Source organism: Colwellia sp. BRX8-4, assembly GCF_014077345.1.
Taxonomy (GTDB): Bacteria; Pseudomonadota; Gammaproteobacteria; order Enterobacterales; family Alteromonadaceae; genus Colwellia_A.
The window spans coordinates 96,331-121,421 of sequence record NZ_JACGVS010000007.1; the positions used below are offsets into that span (position 1 = coordinate 96,331).

Consider the following 25,091-nt stretch of genomic DNA (forward strand, 5'->3'; position numbering starts at 1 on the left):
CTTGAAAAAATAAACTTGTCACTCAATATATATTTAATAGTAATTTATTTTGAGAACCGCTTGAGTAAATTTATCTTCGCCATACTTTTATTTGTTATAACCAGCTCCCATGGAGAGTTAGGATATAGTATTGGCGATGAAATAAACTCGAACATTGCTCAACAATTCACTCTTGAAGTCTTCACTGATATCGCATGTGATGCAGAACCTGATGTATTGCTTATTAGCAATAAGACAAATAATCGCATCAACCAAGTTACCTACCTATTTAAAATTTCAACAAACAAAAACATCATATTATTGAATGACAAATTTCAATACCTGCACCCAAGAGCTCCTCCCTTAAAAATCGTATAAATTTCATTGCTTTTAATCAGGCCATTTAAATATTGATTTTTGACCTAATCTCGACAATTTTTTTGTGGAGATTTATTTAAGATGCTATCAACGATTTTTGTTATATAAGCTAGGATTTAAAATTAAAATCCTACGTTAATAAAGTCGTAAAAACCTTAGTATACATAAACATTTAATTCATTGTGTTCATGTTACTTTTGAGCTTGATAGTTGTCGAAAAGGTCATGCTAAGTTCGGCTGTCATATTTCATTTACTAGGCAGAAAAAACATCAATATAAAAGTGATTTGTAATTATACAAAAGATGCTTTTAATCAAGCGTTTAATTAACAGAGTAACACGATTAAAACCTTGATTAAGCAACAGGAAAATATCATTTAGTGTATTTTTTTCTGTTAGAGACAAGATGATTCTTAATAAAGTGAGTAGTAATTATGACCAGTTTACAGTTATTTGATTTAGATTTGATAGACAAGATTATATCACCAGAAGATTTTCACAATATATCTTTAACATCGCCAGCTACAGATATCTTTACTGATTTTAAAGAACATAAGGCGTTAGTGATTGAAGGGGATACTGATGCTGCTGATACTTTAAAGTTGATGCTCAAAGCACATGTAAAAATGAAAATAGTTGTGTCAACAAACAATGATTTTTTAGGTATAGTGAGTACCAATGAGTTGTCAGAGCAACGTATCGTAGCAGAAGTTGCAAAGGGCATTGCTAGAGATGAAATACTAGTAAAAGATATGATGATACCAAGGTCTATGCTACACGCACTTGATTACAAAGATATTGAAAATGCTAAGGTTAATGATGTTGTTTCAACATTAAAAAATTATGGATTACGCCATTGTTTAGTTGTTGATAGGAGTAATCACCATATAAGAGGTGTTATATCTTCGAGTGATATTGCGCGTAAATTACATTTACATATTGATATTATTACTAAAACCTCATTTAAAGATATCTTTGAGGTAATTCATGGATAGATATTAACGACCATAAAGATAAATAATATCTTTATGGTCTCGTTATTTAACAGGTTTATTAACAGTCGTAAGCTATAGGTTGTTTGAATAAGTAAAAATGGATACAAGTGAGTATCCATTTTTATTTAGTGGTCAGTCAATTTCACCTCTTTATATTGCAACTTTAGCTACTTAGCGTTACCTTTGCTTTATTTTGTTAACATTGCCTATATTTTATTTTTTGCCAAGACAGAGTTTTGATGATGAAAGCTTTCATCAAGCGACCAAACTTATTTGTTGTAAAAATGGCAACTTGTTGATAAAGCAAAATACAATCTAAGATTATGTCAATATGTAGATGCATTTTAAATGCTTGTTCTAGTCAGATAGTATAGGGAAGGATCACACCGTGAAAAACGTATTAATATTAGCTATTTTGTTACTTTGTTTTTCACTGCCGAGTCAAGCTGAGAGAGTTATTAATAGTGTACTACTTAATGGTACTCCAACTACAATAGTTTCAGCGAGCGAAACAATATCAGTGCTACTTAATGTCACTACCGATGGGAACGGTGATAATGGGCGTTGGCGATCCACTTCTTACATATTAAATGGTACGACTACTTGCAATAATGACGCTAATATAGAACGTGCGGGCACTTATAATCGTGGTTTTGATATTACTGCACCTTCAACAGCAGGTAGTTATACTATTTCTTTTTATGCCTATAGAAAAGATGGTTGTGACACCAACAAAGAAAGTGATGTTTTTTCAATTACATTTGGTATTACGGTGATTGGAAATGAGCCCGATATTTCTGTTGATGATATAAGTATTGATGCTGGCGATATTGCCACTTTTACTATTGAGCTGACGAGTAGTTACTCCGAAGACATTACCTTGGATTATGCCACCTCAAATGGGGCTGCTACTTCAGGAACTGATTATACGAGCGCTAATGGCACGGTAACGATATTCGAGGGTGATATATCTAGTACAGTAAATATTATTACTTCACCTTCAGGGAGTGGTGACTTTACTCTTACATTAAGTAATGCAAGTGCAGGCTCTATCGCTGATGCAACTGCTACTGGAACAATTGTTAAAGCAGCGAGTTTAATCGTAGATTACCGTTTTGATGATTGTAGCTACACAGGGGCTGATGATGAGGTTTTTGATCAAACGGGAAATTATTCTGGTAAAACCTTTGGTGTATCAGATCCTGTTGATGATGCTGTTATTAATCGGTCACTCGACTTAACTGCTGATGGCATTAATGACTGGGTTATGGTGCCTAGTGGATCTGTTAATGGCCTAGATGACTTCTCGGTGAGTTTCTGGGTTAATACAACTGTAGATAAAAAGCAGCAGGAAGTTTTTCATGCCTTAGGCATTGGCGAAGATGAAGATGATGAATTAGAGATAGCTCTGGAAGATGATAAAAAAGTTTATATTAAAGTTAAAAATGGGAGTAAAACATTAAAAAGTAGTATCGAACTCACTGATGGCTCATGGCATCATATTGCTCTTACCCGAAGGGGTGAAGATGTTTGCTTATTTGTTGATGGTAATGAGCAAGATTGTGATGATGGTGTTAATAGCGGTGTTTTATCTGTCACTAATAGTAATGCAATTGTTATTGGCCAAGAACAAGATGAATTTGGTGGTGACTTTTCTGTGGCTCAAGGTTTTGAAGGAAAACTAGATGAGTTTCAAATTTATGATGCTGTACTTAACTCAGATAGAATAGCTAATATATATGCCAAGCAAAAAGCGGGTGTCAATGGCGATGGTTCAACGCGAGACCCAGTAGTTTGTGGCAAAATCGAAGTTGTCGCAGGGCGTATTACCTTAAATAACACAGCAGATAACCCTTCATTTACTCGTGTTTGTTTTGATACTCCTTTTTCAGTTGCTCCAGTGGTTTTTAGTTTACCTACTACTGCGAGTAATAGTGATCGCCTTGCACTTAGGATCAGCAATGTTACAGAAAGTGGTTTTGATATTGCTCAGGTGGAATCACCAGAAAAAGCCAACCCTAGCGCTCCCGCAGGTAACATAGCTCAAACAGTAGATTTTTTGGCTATTGTAGAAGGAGATTATGATCTAGATGGAGGTGCTAAAATGCGGGTGAGCACATTGGATACTAAACGTTTTCAAGGGAGATATTTTAGCGGTAGTTCTTGGGATACTGTTGATATTACCGATTTAGGGTTTTCACAACCACCCTCTATCATTGCATCCATTCAGACAATGAATAATGAACCCAACGTAAATAATCCAGACGGCCCTTTCCCTATTTCAGAGCCCTTTTTAGTTACCGCTATTAGAAGTGTTACTAAAACTCAGTTTAATATGGCTTTAGATCGAGCAGAAACAAACACAGGAACTATTGCTTCCAATGAAACCATAGGTTATTTGGCTATTACCCAAGGTGTTATTGGACAGCTAACGGATGATATAAGATATGAATCTTTTCAAACAGGCAATAATATCGAAGGTCTAAATAGTTGCCGTATATTCAACTTAATTGGCAGTTATAGCGACAACCCACTTATTATTGCCACCCAGAACACTCGTAATGGTGGTGACGGTGGTTGGCTAAAACGGTGTGCTATCTCACCTGTAAATGTTGGGTTTAGTATTGTCGAAGACAGTGACAGAGACACTGATACTTATCACACAAATGAACAAGCTGGTGGTCTAGCATTGGTCGGTACTTTCAAGGATTTTACCAATAACTGTGGTGATCCTATTATTGATCACTACGAAATTGAACATGATGGGAGTGGTTTAACTTGTGAAGCTGAAAGTATCATCATAAAAGCTTGTGCAGATGCCGATTGTAATACAGTTAACTTAGACGCTACGGACGTAGAACTAGCAATTAATGGTATGGTAAATCAAACAGTGACCGTTGTTGGTCGCACCGGTGTCAGTTTTGACTTCACCAATCCAGGAGCGGCTACATTAAGCTTAGATCAAACTTATAAGTGTAAAAATGATGCTTCAGCAAGCTGTGATGTAGTTTTTGAAGATACTGGTTTTCGATTTTTCTCCGATACAGAAGGGACAGCTATTCCAGAGCAATTATCAGCCAAGCCCTCAAATACTGGTTATAAAGCGAGTACATTAAAAGTACAAGCGGTAAAGAAAAACCCTACAACGGGTGCTTGTCAGGCAGCATTTATTGATAGCAACACTATTGAAATGCTAGCAACTTGTGTTGACCCTAACGAGTGTGCAGGTAGCCAAGTAACAATCAATAACTTAAGCACTGATATCCCTATTAAAACTTTAAATAATGCGGCGAGCAAAACGTATACGGGTGTGGCTCTTAATTTTAGTAACGAAGCCGTAAACAGTGCAGAATTTATTTTTACTTATCCTGATGCGGGCAAAGTACAACTTCATGCTAGATATAATATTCGTGATGAAAATGGCGACCCAACAGGTAATTATATGCTCGGTTCGTCTAGCGCTTTTGTGGTTAGGCCGCTTGGGTTTTATATTAATGTTAATGGCAACCCAAAAGCACAGAGTGCTAATCAAGTTAATAGTGCTTTTAAAAAAGCAGGGGATGATTTTACTACAAGTTTAACAGCCGTACAGTGGCAAGCCACAGATGACAGTGATGGAAATGGAATACCAGATACAGGTGCTGATTTATCTGATAATACCACTACTGTTAACTTTGGTAATGAAGCCACATCAGAAAACGCTATTATAACCGATAGCCTTTATCTGCCAACCCTAGGTACAGAAGGGGTTTTAACCAATGTCAGTTTTACTGATTTTAGTAATGGTATTGCTACTAATGGTGTTAATAATAATAAAAGTATGACTTATGACGAAGTAGGTATTGTCAAATTTGCTGCAAATTTAACGAATGGTACTTATTTAGGGGCAGGTGATATTACAGGAGTAGCACCTTATGTTGGTCGCTTTATCCCTCATCATTTTGAATTAACAACGGGTCTGGATGGCGATCTAATGTCGGTTTGTGATATTAATAACCCCTTTCCAGCAATGACTTTCGCTTATAGCGGGCAAATGAGTAGAACATCGACATCATCAATTTCAAGTAAAGGATCGTTGCAATATCAATTTGCTCCTGAATTATTCATTACGGCAAAATCATCAATCTGTCCTAGTGGAACTTGCACAACAACAAGTAATTACACGGGAGATTTCATAAAACTTTTACCGAGTAATGTTACCTATATTACGCCAACAGAAGATGCTGACACTCTTGATTTACTTGGTGCGAAAGTTAAGCTTACTGCCAATTTAAGTGAAGGGGTTTTTCTTGAAGAGAGCGGAGGAGTTATTACTTACGCATTTAACGCTGAGGATAACTTTGTTTACCTTCGAGATCAAAATACAGAGATAACTCCTTTCCCAGCTAAAATAGAATTAGGAATTGCAGCCGTAAGTGACACAGATAGCGTAGTCGCTATTGACAGTGATGGTGATACCGATAATGGTCGCTTATGGGCTTTGAACCCTGAAGGGAAAGAAATTCGTTTTGGTCGAGCTTCTCTTAACAACAGCTTTGGTCCAGAAACGTCCCGTATAGGGCAAGTTTTATCAGTAGAGTATTTTGATGGCACTAACTTTGTTTTAGCTGATACTGATACTTGTATCCAATACAATTCGACTAATGTTAGTTTCGGCTCGCTTAATGATGTTGGCCTTGATTCTGCTGATATTCCTGCTGTTTCGGGTGCATTTGTAGATATTGATGATTTACCTAATGGCGTAACGCGACAAATTGTTTTACCTGCTGTAGCATCAGGGAATCAAGGAAAGGTAGAAGTCATCTATAACATATATCCATGGCTGCAATACGATTGGCACTGGAATGGTGTAGAAGTGAAAACTTTAAATGAAAACCCTAGCGCGATAGCCACCTTTGGAGTCTTTAGAGGCAATGATCGAGTCATCTCGTGGCGAGAAGTTATTAACTAATCATAGGTGGGCATAGTTAACAAAATAGCTTTGTGCCTTTATTATTTAAAGGATGAAATATAAACCCCATGTTCTAACAACCGCTCTCTAAATCATTAAAGTTTGGGTAGCAAATGTTTATTGCTAGACATCACGATTAAAAATAACCTTTTTAATCGTCTCATTAATATTTTTGGCATACGCTAATTAGTCATATTAAAAATGCTTTTTAAACCACTTTAATACCGCATATACTCCGCGCTGATCCTGTTCGATGGTCGGCGAGTGACTCGTATCCTCAAACTCTATATATTGAGATTCAACTCTGGGGGATTGACCTTCTCTAAACGTAATTCCCCCTTAAACAATCGCTACATCCTTTTCTGCGTTACCCGGTATGATTAAGGAGGGAGGATCTGCACAATTATGGATCTTCATGAATAATTAGAACTCTCGTTCAGGATTTTCTTGGCTGTAGCTAGATTGAGTTAAATCGATTGAAAAATTTTCGTCAAAAGTCGTGAGAAAACTATAAAAAACGTCACAAAAAATAAGAAAATTTAAAAACCTCCTAAGCTATGTACTGAATGGTCACTTATTAGCCATCAGCGGAAGTTAGCTTTTGATTTAAAAACGGTAGTTCATAGATCCTAAAGCTTCCTTTTTCACTTAAATTCACATCCATTCACAACTAAAATTATGACTAAAACTTTTGCATGGCGTTAGATCTCAAATCCCCAAAGCAGACATTGGAATTATTTAAGTTTTGAATCAATATAGAGTATTAAGTCTAAGGCGTAATCGCCCCCTGAGCGCAATATAAAATTAATATAGCAACCTAATTATTCAAGAAGAAATACATTTCTTATTGTATAAATTTTAAATGACACAAACTTTTTTAGTAGAAAAACCATTTTTATAAAAAGTTAATATTCTCTTAAAAAATAAGAGATAAATAGCCTATCCAATTGAAAACAGACTATTTACGACCATTAGAAGCCCTAATTATAAATACAGAGCAATTTATCAGATCACAACCTTTGATCTGAATAAAATACGACGATTACAAGTAAAAAACAGAGCAAGTAGAAACAATAGACCAAAGTCAAAACTACCACCGCTGCTACTTTTACTAGATTCTATTGGAATTGACGGCTCAGGTGTTGGAGGTGGTGCCTCGGTAACAATCGGTGATTGTACGCCACCGGGGTCAACAACTGTTTTGTTTGCTTTGCCATCAGCATCATTCACTCCACCGTCTTCTATCTCAAGCATTACACACCAATACCCTGCAACTAAACCTTCTACATAAGAGCTGTCATTTGACGCAGGACAGAAGCCCATAGCTCCGGGCGCTGAATATAATATATTTTTATTATCTTCTACAAATTGATGCCAGCTTAAATCCTCGATATGTAATTTAGTATAAATAGCCTCATCAGGAATGGCTGCTAATTGAGGGATAATAATTTTTATTGAAGCACCTGATTCAGAAATACCTGAGACACGAAAGTCAAAAATACCACCATTAAAAACTCTACTTTCTTCTTGTAAGTTAGGAAAAACAGTTTGCAGCTCCGCCATCGATATCGAAGGCGAACTATTTCCAACATTCAAGGAAACCTCATTTAATGAAATCTGTAAGCCTATCTCAGTTTCCATTATATAAGCATTACTCACTTGTGAATTCGCTCGCATTAAATGTATTTGTGCTATTGCATCCATATATTGTGCAATACCATCGCCATCACTATCGTGAAAACCTTCAATATTATCAGCAACCCCATCTCCGTCACTGTCAACGTCTGTTAATAAAGGCGCTTCCTGTAGAAGTTCAATATAATGTTCAACGTTAGTATTATTTCCTTCACTGTCAGTTACCAGCAATGAAATTTTATATATTCCAGCTGTCAGGGCAGTGGAATCGACAGCTAAAATAGAATTAAGTGTATCTCCATCAACATCTACTAAGTTGCTATCACTTAACGACCAATCATAACTATGGGTATCTTGTATATTTGGGTCTTCTACTACCGCTGTAACGTTAATATTTCCCATACCGATAACAACAATATTTGTCTTTTTATTATCTTGTTCAACAACCAGTTTGACACGAGGGACAATGTTTTCTTCGGTGATACTGGCAACAAAAGTATTTTTATTGCCAACAACAGCATTGATTGGTGTACCCATAGTGAAAATAATAGACTCAATATTTTCCCCCGATATCATATCGTCAACCACCAATAATTCAGTACTACCAACCAAACCACTATCAATCTCAATTTGACTTTCTATTAACGTATAGTCAATTCCATTTGCCTCAGCAGTGCCTGTGACCACAAAAGGTATGGTTACAGGGTATTTCGCAGCATAACCGTTTAATTCTACTGTTACGTTAACTCGCTCACCTTCCGCGACCAATTTATTTGCATAAAAGTTAACTAAGGGATTTACCATTAAAATTTGTGTATCGATTCCTTGATTGCCCTCAGCATCTGACGAAGTCCAAGTTACGGTATATTTACCCGGCGCATAAAATCCATTGCCATCGGGCAATGGGGTCAATTCACCATCTTTTTGATCAAAAGCAGCCGAAACACCTAAATTTATCGGGGTATATAATCCTGTTGCTGAAACAACAAGTGTCCCTGGCGCAATAACTAAAGGTGGCTGTTCATCCTTTTGAATATCAGTTCCGGCTAAGAATTCACTTAAATTATCTATACCATCACCGTCACTATCTAGAAGTGCATCCGAAGCATCAAATGGGTTTAATCCGTTTGCTAATTCAACCTCATCAGGTATACCATCACCATCAGAGTCGTTAGCAGTTAAATCATCCTCCTCATGAAGATCAGAAGAGAGCAATGCTATGTTAAATTCAGTTGCTACTCCTTGCTCCTCAATCACTATTTCTCCTACTTCGCTGACGAGATCTCCTGAATGGTAATGTAAAGTCAACGTATCACCAATGCGTGCAACTTTGTCAGTTCGCGCATTTAACGAATCTATCAGAATATTCAATACATAACGGTTTTCAATAATGGGATTATCCCCCAAACGATAACTTGCTATTTCTTCACCGTTATTTTTAACCACAATAGTGACATGAATATCAGCCGACGTTAACAATAGACTATCGAGAGAAATAGAACCGTAAAATAAATTGTCAGGTTCAGGTATCTCCGCTTGGGTGAAGTTCGTTTGCAACAATAGACAAACCATTAAACATTTTGTCAATGTGAACACGTTAATTTGTTTCATTGTCATCGCCTTAATTCCCTGAATAACCGTAGGTTTGAAAGTGTAAAAGAATATCTGTAATACCAGAACCATCGCGACTAACGCCATCGGGTGTTAATTGCCCGTGAATAAAGCGATTTAGTCCTTCGTCTGAGTCATTCTGCAAAGTGCCACCAGGAATAATCAGCATCCATTCGGTATTCCACACCGATCGTCCAACCAAACGAGAATCACTGATCGATTGTGACGGAACATATTCACCGCTGTCATGATAGGCACGAAAGCTCGACATACGACGGATATCGCCATAAGTATCGCTTAATGAATCATTGGCAGGTATCCACTCAGGATTAGGTAAATCTGAAGCGCCTAATGGAAAAGGTGCAGGCAGTTTTTGGTCAACAACATGCCATTCTCTGGTTTTAAAGTCATCCCCTGAGGGCGAACGTAATACATCCATACCTACAGGTATTAAATAAACCCGTGGCGTATTAGACAATGCGGCGCCGTCATAACCTTCAAACCAAGCGCCTACTGCCCTAACTTTAGTGGCAAAATTAGTGGGGTCGTAAGCACTATCTCCTCCACCGAGTTGATGGCCAAAAAAGTTTAAACCGAAGGTCACTGTTGTTGGAAACCTGATCACTAAGCCCGGCTGCTCACCCGCACTTTCTACCGTGAACGGGCGCGCATAACGTTTAAATTCAGGTATATCCCAAAGGTTAGCGACACGAGCCTCTTCTAAAGTTTTACTCCACGCGTCGTCATTTCCCGCCAGCCTGAAGAGCTCTTTGCGAAGCGAAAAGCGATTGTCTTCAACTTGGGGGTTGTTGAACCCTAACTGACCTCGATAGACATCAAAATTCTGAGTGAGACGCGCCAATACATCGGCTAGGCCAGGTGTTCCAGCAATAGGTACACCGTTAATCACCTGCCCTAAACTGCGCTGACGCACAATATCAGCAAGAAAGTCACGACCCGATCCAGATTCATTACCCAATAAGTTAGTTTCATAATCGTAAGCTGCAGCTGCTAAATACACATAACGAGCAGCTAAGTCGAACTGCGCTCTATATTTCGCTAAAGCATCGTTGCGGAAAATACGGAAGGTCATATCTCGGTAACGATATTGCTGAGTATCTCCGGCAGCGGCTATACGAAATGCCCTACGTTCTTCAATTAAGCGTTCACCCTCAGCCAGTTTTGCGAAATAGCGACCTTGAGTCTGATTGACCACTTCACTTTGAGTAAAAAGCTCCAATCGAAGTACAGCTTCTTCGCGCCAAAGATTTTCAAGTGCTTTTATCCGCGCTAACAACTCAACATTGGTTGTATTTGAAATCAGTTCAATACCCGCTTGCAGTTCAGCTGCTTCTTTACGGAGTTCTAAATCTAGCTCTGCAATCTCAGCATTATCTGCAGCTGCGAAGCCGAGAACGTTTGCCGCTACACCTATACCAGCCAAAGCAGTACATCTAGGAACGGAAGTAGCGTCAACTGAGAATCCAACTGCTTTTGGAAAGCATTCTTTAACTGCTTCACCGATTTCTTCACCTACTTTAGCTGCCGTTCGCCCAGAGAGCTGTACAGCTCTTGCAAGCCCAATTGCAGATTCTAAATCATCAGATAAATTCTGTTGGTTTTGTAATACGGTAATTGTTTCAGCCGCCGTGTTGTATTCCGCTTCCACCAAATCTACAGCGGCTTCTAAATCTAATAATAAGTTTTCATGTCGCTTTAAAGCTCGCTTTAAATTGGCCTGAGATTGAAGCAAATCTGACACGGCTACTTGTAATTGCCCCGGTGCCCGTCGCTTACCCCAAGCTACAGGAGCGATAAAGTCCCAGTCTGCTCCCGTTACAATAGGAAAGTTAACCTCTAATATTGCTCCAGCATCGACATTAGTGTATGCATTATTTAGGGAGTCTGCGTCAAATATAAAGCTATTTTCAGTACCAAATGTCATGGGAGAGAAGAAAGTTGTAAATTCAGCATTTGGCAGTAAATTACCCGATAACTCAGAACTAACATACTGATAATGAAGAATGTCTGGCCCATCGTAATCAGACGGGTAGGTTTTTCCTCCGCCCATATCACCCGCATACGGATAACCGAATATTTCAATTAATTGGTTTTTAAAGCCTCGTTCTTGTTCACTTACCAGTGAGGTTAATTTATCAACATCATCTTGCACGTTTCGTAGCGACTGCGTTTGTTGACTGGCGTGATCAAAAACGACTAGGGCGTTATCCAATGCCTTTTGAGCACGACTGGCAATTTGGTCAAAATGATTCTGGCCTTGTACTGCTGAACTTACTTGCAAGAAGCTAGGGTCGATATCGAATGGCACCACTCCTTTGGCTAAACCTAAAGGATTTAAACCAGCGTCAGCTTTATCAACTTGTGCTTGAATTGAATTGAAACCCGAAATTATTTGGGCTAACTCAACCACGGTTGTGCGGTCAATTTTTTCAATTCCCTCATTGTCGGGATTAGGGTCTTGTGAAGGGAGTATGGCGTTGGCAGTAAGCCAATCAAAATAAGCCCCTTGTCCAGAACGTCGTGCCCAACCGTCTAAACCCCAAGCACGTTCTCGGTCGGTATCTTTATAACCTTGCCATTGACCTGAAGGCGCTTCGACATATTTTTCACGATAACTTAAGTTCACTATTTCAGCACCCGCGCGTGCTTTAGCTGCTGCTGCACCGGCAAATTTCCGCTCATCTAAGTAGTCAATTTCAATGGGCGCGCCACCAATCGTTACTGACTCAGTGCGTGGTGTCCAAGTGTAATTCGGCTCTTGTAATAGATCGTATCTCGTTTTAACCGAGGTTAAGTAATGGCCCCAAGCATCACCATGCCCTTGCGGATAAAGTATGCTGGCATCGGTCTCATTAATGAATCCATCGGCGTTCTGATCAGTAATTCGGTAACTTTGTACATAAGCAACTTCGCCACTGCCTTGAGTAAAGTTCCAAAACAAGCGGTTATTAACAGGAGCTCCTGCAACACCAGCGCGGCTGTCATCACGACCACGCAATAATACTAGTTCTTCTTCTAACGGCGATACCAACTGATTTTGAAAGGTAAATATTGAAGACGCTAAGCTGCCAACAGTGCTGCTGGTATCAAAACCAATAGTTGGGTCTTGCGCATCAGCATAAGCTTCATTACCTAGCAGCATATATAAGTCAGCAATGCGGGTTGAAGCATTCAACAACTGCGTATTCGCCGCAATATCATCGAAACCAGAACGAATACTTAAGTCTTTACCGCGCTCTAATATTGTTTGGTACGCTTCAATAATACCGACAGCATTGACAACATCTGGGTCAGGATTAAAGGGAATAGGACCTGAATACGGTTTGCCTGCTTGGGCTATCATACTGCTTAAGGTACTAATTTCATCGGTGCGGAAATTATTAACCCGCTGATCAAATGGATTCAAGCCGGCAATAACCCGTTTTATCCAGCCCATGGCTAACATTGCTTTGGGTGCATTGGGTGGTTGCGTTGGGTCACCTGCCCACGGACTAGGAACCGTGGCATTATCTCGAATAGGTAAACCGGTATAATGGGTAATAAACCAATTATCACTCAGGGTTAATAAACCGGGACCTTGAATAGTAATATCCAGTGCGCCAAGACCTGAATCTGGCGTGAGTAAGTCCCAGTCTCCAGAATTATCAGGGCCGAAATCTGCATTAAGCGGTGCAAAAGGTTGACCACTGGTATCCGGTTGATAATACCAATTGAAAGAAATCTCATCAGGATCACCTGCAAAATCGCCTGTATGGCGCAAGGTTAATGCTTCTTCAAAAATATTATCTGATGGCACAACCCATATATTACCTTGGTACACGCCATAATCAGCACTCAAATTTATAACTTCTAATTCAATGGGTAAACTTAAACTAGGGTCGTTATTAAATACAACGGTTACATAGCCTTCGCCAGCTGGGCGGCCAGCTGTAAGTGCCATACGAGATCCTAGCATAGCTTGTGGCTCTGCTATGGTATGGTCAACTGCACTCGCTAAAAACTGCCCCCCGGGTAAACTAAATTCACTGTCGTCTAAGCGATCATCTTTTTGATTAATAGGGTTTAAATCTACAAAGTTGTCAGCGAGCCCGTCACCATCTTCATCAATACCTTTACCTAAATATTTGGGCTGCAAACCAATTAAGTAGGCAATATCTGGTATGCCATCTGAGCCACCACCTTCACCATCGTTAGCAACCAAATCAAGTTGATTAGGATTACGCGTTAAGTTATATAGGGCCTTTACTGCGTCTTGAAATGGCGTGTTGATGCTTAGCGCTAAAATTTGTTGTTTTTCTTTGTTTGTCATAATGTTCGGTAGTAAGTGCGGGTCACCAAACAAGGGGAAATCAACCGTGCCTTTGAAACTTAATTGTTTATTGATTTTGTCATAACTTAAGCGAGAACGGAGCACAAAAGGTAGATCGATGAAAAACAGTTTTCCTTGCTGACTTAAGGTGCCAATAGTAGCGTCTAATTCTTCTAAATCGACGCTACGCGCACTTAAAGGGTCCATCAACTTAACCAAGGCATCGGCAACTTGCCCGTTACCTGTTTCCACACTTTCATCGTAAATAATTTGTGCGGCAGCTTGGCCGTCAATGGTGGGTAAATAGCATGCTTTTTCAGCCTCGGCGCCATTTGAGCAAGGCACTTCGCCATTCGGTTTGAATAATGTGGCACCCGGTTGCAACACCGGTACAGATGCTGGCCATTCAAAACTGTATTCAACATTTACCGGAGGTGAGTCAGCGGTGTTATTGTTTAATCTATTTAACCAAGGTATACAGGTACCTATTTCTAAATCTTGAAACCCATCGGCATCTAGATCGTAATCAAAACCGCCTTGCAATGGATAGTAATATTGTAAAGTGACATCACCTGCGGCTCTTGCCCAGGTAAAATCGTCTTTATCTTGCCAAGCCGCTGTAGATTCATCTACGGTAATTGCATTTTCTTCACAAACCGCCATACGGGTCATCGGTTGTGGCAGTTGTAACAATAAGCCGGCAGTTTGACGATAAAGTTCACTGCCATCAATTGGGCTAAAAGGTCTGTTATTAGTACTTGCTGCAATGGCTAATACTTCAAACGCCCATTGATTGTCAGCTATTGAGTCTTGATATTTTATCAATACGTAAGGATCAGAGCCTTGTGCTGAATTTGCTGCTTGAAGCACTACATTCAAATCATTGCGTAAGGCGTAAACTCTTTCGTTTTCAAATAATGCATGCTCTTCGTTTGGGTTATAACCGGCTAGCTCAGGGTCATTTTGGCGATAAATAACAGGATTGCTCATATTTGGCAGTAGCTCGAAACCTTGTTGGCTCGCAATCACTATTTTGTTAGGATTTTCTGGCCAAGCACAATTATATTGCGCGGGGGTATCGCCCCAATATTGTCCAAAATCGTTGGCGGTATACCAAACGACACCAAGGTAATCGTCAATTTCATCAGAGGCACGTTTATTAACCGGTATAATGGGGCCAATGCCTGCTGTATGAATGGTACCGTCATAGCGAGAAAGACTATTAACCACATGACCATTGCGACTGCTCAATAGATTATGCCTATCGTCTGTTATTGGCTGCCCAATAACACAACTACCGGCTGCGGTCTGAAGGTCAAAACTTGGATCGTGCCAGTCTTTGGTATAAACGATTTGAAATACTGACGCTTGAAGCTGTGCATTAGGCGCTTCACCTTCCGGTGTAACTGTGTATTGCAAGGTAACATAGTCAGACTGACTTGCCGTTACAGAAGCTCGATTGAAAACCTTGCCCTGAATACCCGCACTCACTAAATCATTCGAGTTTGCTGGATACACAACACCACTAAATACCAAACGTTGCGCTGTATTATTTACTGCAGGTTCAAGCAGAACAGAAGTTCCCGCAACGTGTGTTTGTACATTTTTATTGGTTTGAACTGGCGAGCCTAACGTTGTGACTCTAGTTTCATTTTGTGTATCTGAACTGACTTTCCATTCAATTGTAACAATACCCGGTGCTTCACCAATGACGTATAGTTTCCCTTCTGAAGGACTCCAGTATAGGTAACTGGAGTAGTCGGAAGCTAATTGACCATCAATTTTAATATCGGGTTGTAATGGCAATGCTCCATCAGGCAAGGCTATTGCTTCACCAATTTCCCAGCTTTGCGGTATTAACCACGAGCCTGACACAGCATCTAATAATGAGATATAGCCATCGCGAGGATCATCGTATTTATTGATGATTTGGCTAGGAAGTTCTGCCGCGCTTAAACCGCTAATATCAATATCCATCATTGTGCCTGAGCTTGCGGAATTGGGAATTACACTATTGGTTAGTGGTGTATTAAACTCCCATAAACCTTTGAGGCTTAAATCACTTGGGGTAAGTGGCCCCTGTGAATATTCAGGACCATCTGGATCGGCAAGTTGTAGTGCATCTAACGAATATACTTCAGCGTTTATATAGAGTTCATCAACATAACCGTTGAAAGGTTTTAGATTGGTGTACCCTGCTATTGTGCTACTCGTTTGTCCAAAAAACAGAGTTTGTGCGGCAAAGCCACTGTATTCAATGCCTCCAAATTCATATAACCATTCACTGGTGTTAGTTTCACGATAAATTTGCCCACCATCGACCCAAACTGTTGCTCTAACGGCATTGTCAAAATCACCATATATTTCAAGCGCTCGATTAATTTTAATGGTATGCCATTGACCACTTTGTAGCGGCGAATTTAATTTGAATTTAAATGCGCCCTCGGTATTTTCTGCACGATTTTCAATGAGGGTTATCAAGGTTGGCGATTCCATAATTAAATGAAATCTGGTGTTATCACTCATTAACACTTGCGGATAAGACGCGTCGGCATTATCAGCAAACCATACTTTAAAACCAAGTTCATAAACGGGTATTTGTTGTGTAACCGTGTCATAAGGAATTGGCATTGAAATAACATTATCAATACCATCAAAGCTAAGGGCAGTGTCTGTATTAATACCAATTGAAGGTGTTTGCGCCGCGTTTAGATCTGCTAATAGGATATCGTTATTGCCTATTACATCACTAATATCGCCATTTTCTGCAGAGCTTGTGAAATCCCATTCTCCATTTATACATGTGTTGCCGGGACAGTCCGGATAGGTGTTCACAGGAAATGTATTTAAAGAAAACGACTCAAGCGTACCTTTAAAATAATGAGTACCCACTAACACACCAGGAGAGCCCAAAGAAAACAACTTTGCGGCATAAAATAAACAATTGCCAGGACAAGAACTATACCAACCAGTATCTTGCTGAACACCATCAAGCCAAACCGTTATATCAGCACCATTTTCACCGGCTCTGGCTTGATAATTAAATCGTAAAGTGTGCGTTTTACCATCATTAAGTGGCGATGCAAGTATTAAACGTTTATCCCCAGTAACGCCTGAATTGTTTAAAACCAACTCAGTAGGCGACTCCATCACCAAGCTGAAGCGGTTAGCATCGGATACTTGGCCCGATGGATCATTATCACTAATTAGCGCTTGAGGAAATTCAGCTAAGTTGCCAAAACGCAAGGCAAAACTAAATTCTACGGTAGGAGAGAGAATGCTTTCGGTTTCTGCCGATGGTATTATCAGAGCATCATCAATGCCATCAAAGCTAAGAACCTGACGATCTTTTGGCTCAACAACACTGTCATTAAAACGCTCTCGACCCGAAGTAGAACCTGCCACAAATACAGTATTGCCAGTGGCGCTTAACCCAATGCGTGCGTTTTTTTGTGCAATGTAGTCTTCTTCGTCGTTAATTGTTGTAGTTGTGGTTGCCCATTTCCAGCCGAAAGGGTCAGCACTTCTCTCATTTGCCGACAGTTTGGCGACAAATAAAGACGGTGTTGTTACTGCTCTTAATTGTTTCGCTTCGTCAAGATCGGTAAAAATTGGTGCGCCAACATAGGCACCTGAAATATAAACGTTCTGTTCGTCATCAACTGCCAACCCACCTAAGTCTGTACTAAGATGGTCCATGTACCTAACGGTATAAGCCGAAGGTTTAGTAAATAACGAACGGTCGTCTACTTCACCTAAAATACTTTCAGTACCGCTTCCACCATCTAAGCGTTTGACTAAGCCAGCAGCGCTATAATATACGTCGCCTTCAATATCGGTAACGATGTCGCCTCTATATTGAATATCGTCGACTTGTGTTAACCACTGGCATGTCCATACGCCATTAATTTCTTGGTATTTTGAGACAAATACCCACGACTCATAAGGATAAACACCACCACTTGCTATATTGGTACCACACCATGAGCCTCCAGTATTTCCAATACCAGCAATAACACCCAACACATAAACCTCAGTCGCCGATGATGCTGCTATTCGGCTCACTTCTTGTCTATATTCCAACTCTCCATCTCCGCCTTCAATCATGTATGTTGTTGAACTTAGTCCATCAGCATCAATACCGTTGAAATATCCTTTCCATGACTTTGCGACTGCTGTTTTTCCACTAAAGAGACCACTGGCAAACTCTTCTTGTTGTTGTGCATTAATAGTGGTGGTTGTGTACGAGGCTAAATCAACATCATTTTGTGCAGTATAATGAGAATAAGTTGTGGTTTTTGCCCAATCTTTTGTTCCGCCAGCAAAAAATTTACCTGTAAAACCGGTATTAACACTAAGACTCGTTTCTCTGTCGTTACCAAAAGTTGCAGCGCCAGAGCCAATATTACCGTTAATATAAATAGCATTTTCATGATCAACGGCTACTGAGCTGACCGTATCGTCGCCCGTGCCGCCGACTGTTCTGACCCAATTGACATTACCGCCACTGTTATAAGAGGCAACGAAAATATCTTTGCCGCCAGCTGATTCTATAATGAGTGACTTAGCATCAGTGCCTAGAGGAAAGTAGTTTTTGGTGTCAAACATGCCGACAACAATAATATTGCCATTGCTGTCTACTGCCATGTCGATAATTTCTTCATCACCGTCGCCACCAAATTGCACTGGCCATTGCGCCATACTATTTTGTATCGATGCAAAAATAATGAGCAATACCCAAACTAACTTTAGGCACCAATTATTGGTTTTATGTGGTTGTATAGTTTTCATTGGTTGATGCCTTATTGGTTCAATTTATCAATTTGAGCGGCGTGTCGCAGCGTAAAGGTGCCTGCAGCAATAATGGGTAATTTGTGTAACCCATCAACCACTTCTCTATAAGTTCCACCTTTAGCGTCATAGCCTGCACCGAGTCCATTTTCGATAGTCTCAAATGTAAATTCCATTTTTCGGTTCACGGCATAAGCTCTTGATACCACTTGGCCATCTATGGTTTTTTTACCATGCTGAGCATGATAAATATGACCAAAAGGGTTTGTTGGCGCTGTGGCAGCTAAATTCAGCTGAAAAGTTACATGGGTATCTAACGAGCCGCCCCCTTCCATGCCCATACTGGTGATTTCTGTGCCTGAATCATCCAAACCAAAATCATAGGCCATGGTGCTAACACGTTTACCAACGGCTTCGCCATCTCGTAAAACTATGCCGGTATAGTCGGCTATGAGTGAGTCATCGGTAAGTAAAACGTAATCACCCACAGTGCCATCAAGATTTTTTTTACGCATTTGAATCACATCTTTAAGTAAGCGCACTTGTGTGCCGTCGCGATGCATAATAATGCGAAACGAAAATTCAGCGGCAACCGGCGTTAATACGTTGCCGGCATCTTTTGTTATGGGTAGTCGATTATCATCGACACACAAAGCATAAGTTTGGGCCGGTATATTTGTAGTAGTGGTAACGGGTACACCGTCTACTAACACAGAGGATATTTCTTGATAGGCAGCAATATCGCAATCGTGCTTGTAATTCTGCACCTGCGAAACTTGGTTTATCGTTACTGTGCCTATCCACAAAGAATTGAGTTTGGGGGCAGAAGCGCTTACAGGTATTAACCAACGACTACCCGCACCACCAATAACTTCAAGGGTTTGACTAAAGTTTTCAGTGGTAAAATCGGCGCGTCGTACGCCCAAAGGAAAACGCAGTTCGCCACTGGCAGGAAGGGTTTTACTGAGACTTGCTGGCAAGGCCAACCATCGCTCTGCTGCAATTGGGTTATCGTTGGAGTAACGCAAGCCAAGCGCGTCGCCAATAAGGTGCAACTTAACATCTTGCTCAGCGTTCTGTCGATTATGTAAAATTGGTTTTAAGCGCGCTAGTGTAGAGCCGTATTCAAGCCGGTTTAGCTGCGGTAAATCAATATGCATGGGGCCGGTAAAATCACTGCCGCTTTGACTGAAAATCCAGTACGCTACATCAGGTTCAATCGGTGTAGTTAAAGGGTCAACCAACTGCCAGCTGTTGTTATTTAAACGGTAAATAGGCTGGCCATTATGTGCGGATGAGTTAGCTAAAAAATCGGAGAAAATAGGCGGGTTAGTAGGGTCAATATGAAAACCCGTTAAATTAAATGACCCTGCCACCCAATTTGCTTTCGGCACTACGGGTTTACCACTAATGGTCAAGGACGCGTTAGCACTACCGGCCAGATTAACCAAGTAAGAACGGTTAGACGAAATAGCAAACAGGTTAGTTAAAAAAGACTGTTGTGCTTGCGGCGGAAAATAACGTAACCAACCAGCCGCACTTAATAGATTTTCCGGATCAGGGTCTTGAATAAAATCGATTTTTGATCGCTGCTCAAGCCAAGTCCACACGCTGTTTATTTGTGGGCCGGTTTCATCAACAAAATCTGCAAATACCGCCTGAGTTCCACCATCTTCAGGCTCTACCTGTACATATATAGCATTCCATCCTGGCACGAGCTCAATGGTTTGGGTACATTGCCCGCCTTCTACACAGCTGACAGTTGCCATTGATGAGCCACTGAAAAGTATACTGCTTAAGAATATTGCAAACGACACGCTAATACTGGCAAAAGGTGATATTGACTTAATCATTATTCGACTCCGAGTAAGAAGGTCTGGATTATTATTGTTGGATATAGCATCAGTTAGCCTTGTGGTAATAAAGGTGATGCTTGCATGTTTTTAGGTACCTGTGCTGCATTAGAAAGATCAATTCTTTGCATTGCTTGTTGATTAATAACTAGCGGTGCTGCCAACTCTTGCAGTGAAAGCAACCAATCAGATTCAACCTGTTTGCGTTTTTTCTTTGCTATTAAGTTATTAATATTGCCAGATACCTGCGCTAGCGATTTTTGATGTTCAGGCTTTATATCGATAAGTTTTAATAAATAAAAGCCATCAATGCCTTGTACTAATGGCGATAACTTAGCTTTATGGGTGAGTTGTGTGAGTGCTGTAGCAATAACAATATCAAATTGCCCTTGTTTGCCCGAAGTTAACCAACCCACATCACCACCACTGTAGCGTGAGGCTTGATGATCAGAATATTTCGCCGCTAGAGAGCCAAAACCATTTATCGAATCAGGTAAGGTTTTCGCTAAGCTATACACCTGTTCAGCTGTGGTTTTTACCGATGCGTATTTTTCTGCCGATGCTTGTGGGGATAGTGCCAACTGGATCATGGCAAAACGTGTCATTGCAGGTGTAGTGTATCTTACGATGTTGTCTTGATAATAAGCGGAAATTTCATCGTCAGTTACATTGACTTCATTAAGAAGCTGGTCGAGTTGATTGTTTCTAAGCTTTGCCACCATAAGGTTCTCAAAGGCGGCTATAATTTTAGGGTCAGTATTATAACCAGCGCGCATTGCTGCAATTACTTGTACTTCACGAGCAATCATTTCATTGAGTACGAGTTGTTTTTGTTGCTCGCTGGCCATCTGTTGTCGTATACCACCACTACGTGACTTGAGACGCTCAATGAGATCTACTACAGAAATATTTCTATTTGAAATGCTTGCTACTAGCGTTTTATCTAGAACTAGAATTTCTTTTTCTACAAGCTGCTCTTGAAAAAAATATGCCAGTAGAGCAACTAAGCAAAATGCCAATATCACTAGCACTTTCATACATTGCCCCAAGAGACATTCACTCGAATGTTAATAACCATTGAAGAAAGCAGTACACAAGTGGCCATCCATAACTTAGTTGAACTGAAGTCAGGCTTATAAGGAAAACTTATCGTTGGAGGAGAAGATATTTCTGAAGTTTTCATGGTAATAGTCCGTTATATTCGATTGATGCTTTATAGCGAAAAATCTATGTTATTTATCCGAGCACACATTGGCCTTATGCACCTATAATACGCTTGCCCTTACCAGCGTATAAGTCCCCATAGGTCTACCTACCACAGACTAAAGTCTGTAGTTACATCCTATCTAACTGAAAATCATGATATTTACACTTTATTGGAATTTAGGAAGTAAGATGGACGAATCAATTGAAATACTGCATGATAAACATACTAATATATTCACCATTTACTCGCGGTACCTAGAACACTCAAAGGGAATATTTTGCAATTAGTTAAAGACGAACACATTCAAGATAAAATTCACGCTGAACAAATTAAAATAATGCACAGTTCTATTCCTTTAATTTTGTTTACTAATTTTGTCGTTGTTTTGGCACTGTCTTATGGTTTTTCAGATGTCGTTTCGCAGACTTCACTTAAAATTTGTTTAGGGCTAATGTTTGTTATGGTGGCTGTTAGAGCTGGCTTGTACTTCAACTATAAAGATAAATTTGATTCAAAAGACTTAAGGCCTTTAGCATTATCTCTCATTATAGGTAGCGGGTTAGCTGGAGTACTTTGGGCGACGCTTAGCCTTCTTTATTTACCTGCAGACAATCAAATATACCAAATTTTTCTTTTGGGAGGTTTAATGGTTATGGCAGGAGGTTCTGCCTTCACATTTAGTATTTATTTGCCGTGCTACTTTGCTTATATTCCTGCTACGTTACTGCCAATAACCCTTCAATTTTTCATCATTGGTGATAAATTTCATAATACCCTGGGCATTATTTCTGTTACATACTTCTTAGTGCTAACGCTATTTAACATAAAAATTAATAAACATTTCAAGGCAACATTAGCACTAAGATTTGAAAACCTCTTTCTTATTGAACAACTCAAAGAACAAAAAGAAGAAGCAGAGCGAGCTAATAAAGCTAAATCTAAGTTTCTTGCTGCAGCCAGTCATGATCTTCGTCAACCACTCTATGCATTAGGATTATTTACCTCGGTACTAGATGAAACAATCAAGTTCCCAAAAGTTAAACGCGTTGTTGAACAAATTAATTCATCAGTAACGGCCCTTACCAATCTTTTTGACAAGTTACTTGATATATCTCAACTTGATGCTGGTGTGGTTATAGTAAATAAACAAGACTTTGCATTGAGTGATATCTTTGACAAGTTAACTAAGGAATTTTCCAGAGAGGCGCAAGAAAACAATATAGAGTTTATATGGCCCACTGAATATCCAGCCGTTCACAGTGAGCCTGATTTACTTGAACGTATTCTTAGAAATTATTTGTCTAATGCCATTAAATATACCTGTGAAGGTTGCGTGGAAGTTATTTGCGAAGCGCGTAACGGGAAAGTTTACATTCGAATCTCAGACACAGGTATAGGAATGACTGAAGAGACACTTGAAGAAATTTATGAAGAATTTTATCAGGTGAGTAATCCTGAAAGGGATCGGCAAAAAGGCTTAGGGCTCGGTTTATCTATCATTAAAAGAACTGCCGACTTACTTAATCATGAAATTTCAGTAACCTCCGAAATAGGAAAAGGTTCAATTTTTTCAATTGTTGTTACGCAAGCAGTAATGATGAGTAAAGCAAATTCCGAAGTAAGCAATATATGCGAACAAATTCAACCGACAAATAAACTCGTACTAGTTATTGATGATGAAGAGAGCATCCGTGAAGGGCTCACATGTATGCTAGAACTTTGGGGATATCAGGTAATAGCTGCGGTCGATACTACTGTTGCGATACACCAACTTCAAGAAAACAATCAAAGTCCAGACGTTATTATTTCTGATTACCGGTTAAAAGAAAATAGAACAGGCATTGATGCTATTAAAGCGCTTCACGAGAAATATGGCAAGGATATCCCTGCGCTATTAATCACAGGTGATATGATGCAAGAACGATTAATAGAAATAAAAGACAGTGGGTTACTAGTGTTATTTAAACCCGTTCCAGCGATGAAACTTAGATCATTTTTAAGTAGTATAAAATAACCAAAACGCGCGTTATTTAAACAGCTCTAGTTTTTGTATCATAAGTGCAGCTTCTGTTCTATTACTTACGCCAAGACGTTTAAAAATAGACGTGGCATGCATTTTAATCGTTGCTTCAGCAATACCAATTTCTAACGCTATTTTCTTATTAGAATGTCCTTTCATCATCATATTGACAACTTCTTGCTGTCGAGGAGTGAGTGTTTCCTGTGTATTCTGATTATTATTTTTTCGTAAAGTCATCGATGATGGAATGTATATTTCACCTGAAATAATCAAACGAAGTGCATTTAACATCACTTTACTGGTTGTGTCTTTTGGAATAAAACCTAAAGCGCCACCATCAAGTGCTCGGTTTAAGTCACTTTGTTGTTTCGATGCTGATAAAACGACTGCTGAAACAAGTGGGAAATTTTTTCTACAATAGCTTAAAAGGACAAAACCGTCTTTATCCGGCATGGAGAGATCCAACAAAACCATATCAAGATCCGGATGACTGTTTAAATATATAATCGCTTCATCATAATTACTCGCTTCTAAAATAGTTAGGTCATTTTCAAGCCCATTAAGCACGTATACTAACCCTTCACGAAATAGCGCATGGTCGTCGACGACAAGAATCTTCATTTAGTATTCCTTAAATTGACTAGAAAGCTCTTTACGACCACTACAGACCAGGTGGATAGAGATTATGTGAACATTGATAATGTTAGTAACTATCTTAGTTTGGACCAACAGTTATTGTAAAGAATAAATAGATTTAGCAATCTTATAGTAAACTACTATAAGATTAATATTAATACCTTATAATAGTATCTTAACGTGCACCAGAAACGTAAAGTTTTAAATAATCAAAATTGATATTGGGTTAAAAGAGCCTCAAGCAAAAAATTGAGCCTAAATTTACTCCTAAAGTCTGTGGTCATTCACATAACAATTAGTAAACAGTGCTTGTTCAAACATTTTCTGTATTCAAGGTAGTTGATAGTTAGGTTTATAACCATGAGCGACCTATTATTGGAATTGGTGGTATTCCCCCCTACGAACAAACTTAAACTTATACCACTAAAGCTGAGTATCATCATGGAATTACAATGAATTCAGGCGATTTTTCTAGCCTAATCAAAACCACAATAAACATCACTGCAATACAGTTAAACTAGAGTTAATAACCTAAATCGCTTTGTGCCCCGAAGCGCCATAGAATTTAATACCTAAAATTATATTAATCTAATATCCGCTTTGGTATTTTCTAATCAAATTAGAATTTTTGACTTTATAGATTCCTGATGAAATTTAGAACAATTCTATTATCTAACGCAGGGCTGATTTTCATCGATTAAAATGT

Annotated in this window: 9 protein-coding genes; 3 read left to right on the plus strand and 6 right to left on the minus strand. The window is 39.5% G+C overall.

Going from position 1 to position 25,091, the window contains the following annotated elements:
* Positions 1–790 precede the first annotated feature (790 nt).
* Positions 791–1,351, plus strand: a complete 561-nt coding sequence (locus H4J56_RS08145; protein WP_182259163.1) for a CBS domain-containing protein — start codon at positions 791–793, stop codon at positions 1,349–1,351.
* A 388-nt stretch (positions 1,352–1,739) separates the two neighbouring features.
* Entirely contained in the window at positions 1,740–6,302 is a 4,563-nt protein-coding gene (locus H4J56_RS08150) for a DUF6701 domain-containing protein (protein ID WP_182259164.1), read from the plus strand.
* Between the two features lie 1,005 nt (positions 6,303–7,307).
* Here the strand turns inward: H4J56_RS08150 and H4J56_RS08155 are convergent.
* Genes H4J56_RS08155 through H4J56_RS08175 form a run of 5 tightly spaced genes read right to left on the minus strand, consistent with a single transcriptional unit; the run spans position 7,308 to position 21,705 of the window.
* Positions 7,308–9,548 carry a thrombospondin type 3 repeat-containing protein gene (locus H4J56_RS08155; RefSeq protein ID WP_182251644.1) on the minus strand — a complete coding sequence of 747 codons (2,241 nt, stop codon included), beginning with the start codon at positions 9,546–9,548 and terminating at the stop codon, positions 7,308–7,310.
* A 10-nt stretch (positions 9,549–9,558) separates the two neighbouring features.
* Positions 9,559–18,669, minus strand: coding sequence for a hypothetical protein (locus tag H4J56_RS08160; RefSeq protein WP_182259165.1), 9,111 nt, complete (start codon positions 18,667–18,669; stop codon positions 9,559–9,561).
* 11 nt (positions 18,670–18,680) lie between these two features.
* Entirely contained in the window at positions 18,681–20,522 is a 1,842-nt protein-coding gene (locus H4J56_RS08165) for a hypothetical protein (RefSeq protein ID WP_182241849.1), read from the minus strand.
* 53 nt (positions 20,523–20,575) lie between these two features.
* Complete coding sequence (locus H4J56_RS08170; RefSeq protein ID WP_182251646.1) at positions 20,576–21,559, minus strand: peptidyl-prolyl cis-trans isomerase; 984 nt, start codon at positions 21,557–21,559, stop codon at positions 20,576–20,578.
* Entirely contained in the window at positions 21,556–21,705 is a 150-nt protein-coding gene (locus H4J56_RS08175; protein ID WP_182241851.1) for a hypothetical protein, read from the minus strand. The genes H4J56_RS08170 and H4J56_RS08175 overlap by 4 nt, the downstream gene beginning before the upstream one ends.
* 301 nt (positions 21,706–22,006) lie before the next feature.
* On the opposite strand from H4J56_RS08175, the gene H4J56_RS08180 reads away from it, so the two are divergent.
* Complete coding sequence (locus tag H4J56_RS08180) at positions 22,007–23,743, plus strand: HAMP domain-containing sensor histidine kinase (RefSeq protein ID WP_182241852.1); 1,737 nt, start codon at positions 22,007–22,009, stop codon at positions 23,741–23,743.
* Positions 23,744–23,755: 12 nt separating this feature from the next.
* Here the strand turns inward: H4J56_RS08180 and H4J56_RS08185 are convergent, their stop codons facing one another.
* Positions 23,756–24,370: a response regulator transcription factor gene (locus tag H4J56_RS08185; RefSeq protein ID WP_182251647.1), complete on the minus strand. Its 615-nt coding sequence runs from the start codon at positions 24,368–24,370 to the stop codon at positions 23,756–23,758.
* Positions 24,371–25,091: the final 721 nt, after the last annotated feature.